General features: G+C 57.7%; 5 protein-coding genes and 2 pseudogenes. 1 reads left to right on the top strand and 6 read right to left on the bottom strand.

What is annotated here, in order from left to right:
• Nucleotides 1–181: 181 nt before the first annotated feature.
• Nucleotides 182–330: pseudogene (locus ACFWW2_RS16280) on the top strand (DDE-type integrase/transposase/recombinase); the annotation flags it as partial.
• 104 nt (nt 331–434) lie between these two features.
• On the opposite strand, the pseudogene ACFWW2_RS16275 reads toward ACFWW2_RS16280, so the two are convergent.
• The 6 genes and pseudogenes from ACFWW2_RS16275 to ACFWW2_RS16250 form a co-directional block, all read right to left on the bottom strand.
• Nucleotides 435–551: pseudogene (locus ACFWW2_RS16275) on the bottom strand (3-isopropylmalate dehydratase small subunit); the annotation flags it as partial.
• Between the two features lie 4 nt (nt 552–555).
• Nucleotides 556–1,971 (bottom strand): 3-isopropylmalate dehydratase large subunit, encoded by a 1,416-nt coding sequence (gene leuC, locus ACFWW2_RS16270; RefSeq protein WP_393929631.1) that lies wholly within the window; start codon nt 1,969–1,971, stop codon nt 556–558.
• A gap of 60 nt (nt 1,972–2,031) precedes the next feature.
• Entirely contained in the window at nt 2,032–3,102 is a 1,071-nt protein-coding gene (locus tag ACFWW2_RS16265) for an ABC transporter permease (protein WP_393929629.1), read from the bottom strand.
• A gap of 14 nt (nt 3,103–3,116) precedes the next feature.
• Nucleotides 3,117–4,697: a sugar ABC transporter ATP-binding protein gene (locus tag ACFWW2_RS16260; protein ID WP_393929627.1), complete on the bottom strand. Its 1,581-nt coding sequence runs from the start codon at nt 4,695–4,697 to the stop codon at nt 3,117–3,119.
• Complete coding sequence (locus ACFWW2_RS16255; protein ID WP_393929625.1) at nt 4,694–5,779, bottom strand: sugar ABC transporter substrate-binding protein; 1,086 nt, start codon at nt 5,777–5,779, stop codon at nt 4,694–4,696. The genes ACFWW2_RS16260 and ACFWW2_RS16255 overlap by 4 nt, the downstream gene beginning before the upstream one ends.
• Complete coding sequence (locus ACFWW2_RS16250; RefSeq protein ID WP_393929623.1) at nt 5,776–6,429, bottom strand: isochorismatase family protein; 654 nt, start codon at nt 6,427–6,429, stop codon at nt 5,776–5,778. The genes ACFWW2_RS16255 and ACFWW2_RS16250 overlap by 4 nt, the downstream gene beginning before the upstream one ends.

Raw genomic sequence — 6,429 nt, 5'->3', positions numbered from 1 at the left:
AGAGCATGATAACCATCGGTTCGACACGCATGTCTCCAGCGCCATGCACAGGCTACAAATTTTGACCATCCCGCGCCAGCGGGGTAGTCTCATCGTGCCGGGAAAATCAAAAACGCTCATGAGACGATACGATCCTGCCCCCTACGGCATCAGACCCCAGGCAGGCAAGATCATCAAGATTTCCCAATCAAAGTATCTCAAAATATGGTTGAGCAGGATCGCCGCTTTATCAAGCGGATCATGCGGCCTACGCTGGGGTTCAAGGCGTTCCATTCCGCCGCCGCTACGCTCGCCGGGATCGAAACAGCGCACATGATCCGCAAAGGCTAATTTGGTCAAAATGGCGTGTCACCATTCAAGCAGTTTGCTGCCCTCGCAGCATAATTGTGTCCAGCGAATGCTTTCACTCAGCCAGACGAGAAATTTGCGACAGAACCCAGCCCCGTCCGTTCGATCGTTTTCAAGAATTGCCTTGGGATGATCATGTCCGTGTCGATGTTAACCAATGGCATCGGTGCCGCGATCACTGTGACCGTTTGAAATTTGTCCATGGTGTTACCCCTCCAAAAGGTCGCGCACGTCGGTCAATTGCCCCGTGATGGCGGCAGCGGCGGCCATGGCGGGGCTCATCAAATGGGTGCACCCGCGGTGGCCCTGACGCCCCTCGAAATTCCGGTTCGATGTGGACGCGCAGCGTTCACCCGGTTTCAACTGATCGGGGTTCATGCCAAGACACATCGAACAGCCTGCCAAGCGCCACTCAAACCCGGCTTGTCGGAAAATATCGGCCAGACCTTCCTCTTCGGCCTGCGCACGCACAAGGCCTGAACCGGGCACCGCCATCGCACGCACCCCGTCCTTGACCTTGCGCCCTTTTAGGATTTCCGCAGCAGCACGCAGGTCTTCAATCCGTCCGTTGGTGCAGGACCCAAGAAAAACCACGTCTATGGTGACTTCCGACAACTTCGTGCCCGGCTTCAACCCCATATAGTCAAGCGAACGCGTAGCGGCATCGACCTTACCGCTTTCAAAATCGTGGGGTGACGGAACGCTGCCGGTAATCGGCAAGACATCCTCGGGCGATGTACCCCAAGTGACAACAGGCGCAATATCTTCAGCCGCAAGGGTCAAAACCTTGTCCCATTGCGCATCATCATCGGATTTCAGCGTTTTCCACCACGCCAATGCAACATCCCATTCGGCACCATTAGGCGCATGTGGGCGACCTTTCACATAGGTGAATGTGGTTTCATCCGACGCAATCAGGCCCGCGCGCGCGCCGCCTTCGATGGCCATATTACAGACCGTCATGCGCCCTTCCATCGTCAAATTGCGGATTGCTTCACCGCAGTATTCGATGACATAGCCGGTACCGCCCGCCGTGCCGGTCGCACCGATGATCGACAGGGCGATATCCTTGGCCGTGACGCCACGGCGCAGATTGCCGGTTATTTCCACCTTCATGTTCTTCGATTTCTTCTGGATCAGTGTCTGCGTCGCCAACACATGTTCTACTTCGGACGTGCCGATCCCGTGCGCCAGCGATCCAAAGGCCCCGTGGGTCGCGGTGTGACTGTCGCCACAGACCACGGTCATGCCGGGCAATGTCCAGCCCTGTTCGGGTCCAACGATATGCACGATCCCCTGTCGCAGGTCGTCCATGCCATAATAATGCGGCAACCCAAATTCGCGCACGTTTTGGGCCAGCAGATCAACTTGTATACGGCTTTCCTTATCAGCAATATGATCAACACGGTCTGCGGTCGTTGGGACGTTATGGTCAGGCACGGCTATGGTTTTGTCGGGCGCGCGCACACTGCGGCCACTTTCACGCAAGCCTTCGAAAGCCTGCGGGCTGGTCACTTCATGCACCAGATGCCGGTCGATATACAAAAGGCAGGTACCATCATCGGCCTCGTGAACGATATGTGCATCCCAGATTTTTTCATAAAGCGTTTGTGGCTGTGCCATGGCGATTTCCTTCCTTCTTCAATCTGGACTTATTGGCCCGCCGTTTCTGTTGCGACAGACCTAGTCCATGGGTTTGCGCCCGCGGATCAACTGACTGATGGACACCGCGACAACCAACCCGCCACCGTAGAAAAGATTTTGCACAAAGCTGTCCACGCCCAGAAAGTTCAGCCCCATGATGCCGGTGGACAAAAAGAACACGGCTACAAAGGCACCCGGCGCGTTAAAACGGCCCGGATAGATTGCCGTGAACCCAAGGAAGGCAGCTGCAAAAGCAGGCAGCAGAAATGCAAGCGCCGAGGACGGGTCAGCCGCGCCGCGCATGCCGGTATAAAGAACCCCCGCAAATGCCGCGATAGTCGAGGCCGCGATCAGCGCGCCGGCGCGCACCTTATTGACGTTCACACCCGACAGACGCGCCACCTCGCGCCCGCGCCCCACAAACAAAAGCCGTCGCCCCATGCTGGTGTGCTGAAACACGTACCAGATGATACCCGTCAGGATCAGCGCATAGTAAAAACCGATGGGTATCCCCAGGAACCGCGTCAGAATCACCGCCTTGACCAGCCCCATGGACACACCAGCAATTGTGCCGGAATCCGCGATCCACAGAATCAGACCATTGATAAAATACCCCGTGCCCAGCGTCACAATCAGCGAGTGCACCCCAAAATATAGAATGAAAAACGCGTTCACCGCCCCAACCATCGCCCCGGCCATCAGTGCGACAAGCATCGCCCCAGCGATCGGATAACCCAGCTTGACGTTCAGCACCGCTATCAGCATCGATGACAGCCCCATCACGCTGGCCACCGACAGATCAAAATCACCCGTGGTCAACGGAATGATCAGCGCCAGCGTCAGCACCACGATCATCGCGTTGGACCCCAGCATCGACGCATAGGAATTCCAGGCAAACATCTCGACCGGTTTGAATGCGCCAAGGATCAGGATCATCACGATCCACGCGATCACCAAGCCGTAACGCTCGCCCCAATCTTTCCACTTGTCGCCGGTAGCACGCATGCTGCTCATTTCCACGCTGGCGGCGAGCACTGTCAGTTTTGCCTCTAACTCCGTAATGCGTTCTTCGTAGGCTGCGATATTGGCGTTCGGATCGCCTTTGTCCATGTGTCTTGTCCTTGTCAGGCGATGTTCGGGGTTGAACGATAGCATCGCTCGGCTATTTCATCTTTGGTCAGGGCTGCACCAGTCAATTCCGCCACGATCTGACCACGTGCAAAGATCAGCACTCGGTGGCAAATCTGCGCAAGCTGCTCGTAGTCGGTTGAGGCAACAAGAATGGCCGCGCGGTCCTCTGCCGTGCGGTCCAGCGCGCCCCAGATCTGCTGGCGGGCGCCGACATCCACCCCTTGGGTGGGTTCATCCAGCAGCAACAGGCGCGGCCCCGTCTGCAACCATTTTGCCAACAGTGCCTTTTGCGCATTGCCACCCGACAGGGCCGACAGCGGGAGTGCGGGGACGTTGGGTTTCACCCCAGCTTCGTTGCCCAGAACATGGGCGTGATCCTCGACCTGACGGGTGGTCAGACCCAGCTTACTGCGCAGTTTTTCATAAACCGGCATCGCCACGTTATCGCCCACGGAAAGCGATCCGACACCGGCCTGTCCCAGCCTGTCGGCGGGCAGATAGGCGATCTGACGTGCCAGTGCGTCTTCGGGGGTGAGTTTCGACAGATCAAGCTCCCGACCATCGACCTTCAAACGCCCTTGCGTGCCTTTATGGGCGCCGTAGAGCAATGAGGGCACATTATCGAAACCCGACCCGATCAGGCCGGTCAAACCAAGGATTTCACCTTCTACGATAACGAGGTCCACCGGCCCAACGCCCTGTGCAACAAGGTTTTCGACGATAACACTGCCCCCCGTCGCCGGCGCGGTTTTGGCCGCACCTGCATAGGCCTCCATGCTGCGGCCGATGATCCGCTCGACAAAGGCGTCGTGGTCGGTTTGTGCGGTCTCCACCGTGTCAATCAGGTGGCCATCCCGCAGGATCGTGGCGCGGTCGGTGATCTCGCGCACCTCGTTCACATCGTGGCTGACGAATATGACGCTGGCACCGGTGGTAATACACTGGCGCACCAGTTGGAACAGCTGTTCCACACCGGCGCGTGGCAGGAACGGGGTGGGTTCATCCAGCACCAGAACGCCAGGCCGGTCGGCATGATCTTCGCCTGCATGGCGCAGATCTTCGTAGGCGCGCACGATCGCCAGCAATGCCCGTTGCACGGCTGACAAGCTGCCGACCTCTGCATGGGGATCAAGGGCCAGATCGAAACGTTCAAAAATACGCGCGACCTTGTCATGGGTGGTGCGCCAGTTGATGCCCCAGTCCTGCCCTGTGGCAAGTTGCCCCAGAAACAGGTTTTCGGTCACCGACAGCGACGGGATCAACCCCAGATGCTGATGCACAAAGGCAAGACCCATCCCGCGGACCTGTCCCCCGGGAATTGGCAGCGGAACAGGTTGGCCATAAAGCCGCACCTCGGCGCCGGGTTCTGGCGTGTGGAAACCAGCCAGCACTTTGATCAGGGTTGATTTGCCCGACCCGTTTGAGCCCAAAAGCCCATGCACTTCGCCGCGGCGCAAGCGCAGGGATACATCGTCAAGTGCCGTTGCCCCGCCAAAGCGTTTCGTCAAGTGGTCAATCTCAAGCGCACAGCCCCCTTCGGGGACTGCGCGTGTTGTGGTGTTATGCAGGCTCACTCAAGACCCCAAAGTGCCTTGAAGCCTTGGGTATGCACATCGCCGTAACCGTCATTGAAAGTCGCCGGATTACCCGCTGTTTCGATGTTGTCATCTGAAAATATAAAGGCAGGTGTGTTCAGCTTGGTCACAGGATTCAGATCGCATAGCAGACGCATATTTGCATCCGTACCCGCCATGCCGACCCAGCCAAGGCTTTCGCCCACGTCCATTTCCACAATGTCGCCCTCGCGGATCATATCCAGCACGAAAGGCGTGCCGTTATAGGATACGACCTTGGCATCCGAACCCGCAATCTGGATGGCCGGAACGATGAAACCGGCCATGGAGTCGTAGACTGGCAACACATAGTTGATGGTCGGATCAGCCAAAAGCGCGTTTTGCACAGCGGGCTGGCCTTGGGTCGCCCAGCCGTTGACCGGCACGTTGATGTATTTGGTCTGACAGTCAGGGCAGTTTTCAGTCAGATAGCCGATGATCGCGTCACGCAGAGGTGCTGTCGGTGTGATTTCGTCCGGGCCAAGCACCAGCGCGTTCACCTTGCCACCGGTCTGGACCATGGCCCAAGCCGCAATGATGTTGCCCACAGTAACGTAATCAGTATTAGCCGCACCATCCATGAAGGCGGGCGTTTCTTGCGTGGTGGCATCCCAGTTGTGCGTCGCTGTCACCTTGACACCTGCGGCGCGGGCCTCGGTGATCTGCGGCACCAGGAATTCCGGCGGCAAACCGCCCTGCATGTCGATTAAATCGAAACCTTCGGCGGTGGCGGTGTTGATGCCTTGAATCCAACCCTGCGGATCCATCTGGGTTTCCCAATCCCGCAATTCAAAGCCAACCATAGCGGCTGCATCAACAAAACCCCGACTAATCGCCGCATTGAACGGGTTCGCGTTGGTAAGTGGAATCACGAACATCTTTTTGTCCGCCATGCAGGCTTTTGCGTCAAATGCCTCTCCGGGTGCCTCAAACGTCGGAGCCTGGCTGTGCTTTGCTATTAACGCCTCGGCATCGGCCATATCGGCGAGCGCTGGGGTTGCAAATCCGGTGGCCATTGCGGCCGTCAAAAATAGTTTCTTCATTGGTCTTCCTCCCGTTTGGATGTGTCTTTCATGTAGTCGATCGCTGCATTCGTTTTCAGCAGATCGGCATATTTCGCGCTCATGTCATAAAGGTTGGCGCGGTGTGGTTCTTCGGCACGGTCGCCCACCCCATCTTCGACGACCAGCGTGATAAAACCGTAGCTGATGCTGTCGATGCAGGTAGCACGCACACAACCCGACGTGGTCACCCCCGCCAACAGCAAGGTATCCACCTTGAGCCAGCGGAGGGTCGCATCCAATGCTGTGCCGAAAAATGCGCTGGGATACTGCTTTTGAAAGACAAAATCACCGTCTTCCACGGTCAGGGGCGGGGCTAGCATGGATGTTTCGCGGTCTTCGTCAAAACAGGCCAGTGGCGGGACTTTGGCATAGAACGCGCCACCATTCGCACCGCCGGGGGTGTATTTCACCTCTGTGAAGACGACGGGCACCCCGGCTGCGCGCGCACCCTTGGCAAGGCGGGCGGCATTCTCAAGGGCCGTCTGACACCCTTCGCCACCATATAGCGGCGCCGAAGGCTCAAAATAGGCCTTGGCAAAATCGATCAGCAAAAGCGCCGGACGATGTCCCCAAGCCTGACCGGTATGATACCCCGCCTGTGCATAGTTCTGGTCCAGCGCCTCTGCCAT

Source organism: Yoonia sp. R2-816 (assembly GCF_046762905.1).
Classification (GTDB): Bacteria; Pseudomonadota; Alphaproteobacteria; order Rhodobacterales; family Rhodobacteraceae; genus Yoonia.
The sequence above is the reverse complement of the archived record's forward strand: the minus strand, read 5'-3'. Positions and strand labels throughout refer to the sequence as shown.